Source organism: Dietzia sp. HMSC21D01 (genome assembly GCF_001815995.1).
GTDB lineage: Bacteria > Actinomycetota > Actinomycetes > Mycobacteriales > Mycobacteriaceae > Dietzia > Dietzia cinnamea.
The window spans coordinates 1-678 of record NZ_KV823789.1 but is presented as its reverse complement, the minus strand read 5'-3'; the positions used below and the strand labels follow the sequence as shown (position 1 = coordinate 678).

Annotated in this window: 1 protein-coding gene; it reads left to right on the top strand. The window is 76.3% G+C overall.

Annotated elements, in window-relative coordinates; translation table 11 throughout:
- Positions 1 to 230: 230 nt before the first annotated feature.
- A partial coding sequence (locus tag HMPREF3086_RS04035; RefSeq protein ID WP_141763985.1) for an NUDIX domain-containing protein occupies positions 231 to 678 on the top strand: 448 nt, incomplete at its 3' end.

Sequence of the window (678 nt, the reverse complement as noted above, 5' to 3'; positions counted from 1 at the left end):
GTGGAACCGCTGCCGGTCCCGTCGGAGGATCCGGGAGTGCCGCGTCGTGCGAGGGTTCGGGCGCGCATCGCGTCGCTCACCTCCCCGGTCCTCGCCCGCCGAGCCGACGTCGCGACGGGAGTGTGTCCCAGGTTAGTGAAGTGACGGCGCGGAGTCGGGCAGACTGGTCGAGGAGGACTCGAGGACCCGCCCGATACGGGGGTGGGCCCGTCCGGGGAGGTGGAGGTCCGGTGACGGCGAGCGAGGGTGACGGCAACGGCTGGGTGGTGTCCGCGGGCGGTGATCGCCGGTGGGGCCGGTTCGGCGCCGCCGGGCTGCTGCTGCGCGCCGCCGATCCCACCGATCCGGACACCCCGCTGGTGTTGCTGCAGCACCGCGCGGTGTGGACCGCCTCCGGCGACACGTGGGCGTTGCCCGGCGGCGCGCGCGACTCGTACGAGGACGCGCCCCGCGCCGCGCTGCGCGAGACCGAGGAGGAGGCGGAGATCCGGCCCGCCGACGTCGTGGTGCGCGCGGAGGTTGTGACCTCCCGCATGCCCGGCACGGTCTGGCACCGGCCCGGCCTGGACATGCGCCACGCCGCGGAGATGCTGCGTCGGCTGCGCCCGGACCAGAGGCATGACGAGGAGCCCGACGAGTCCGGCGCCGACGCGGCCGCCGGGGCCGCCGGGGCCGACG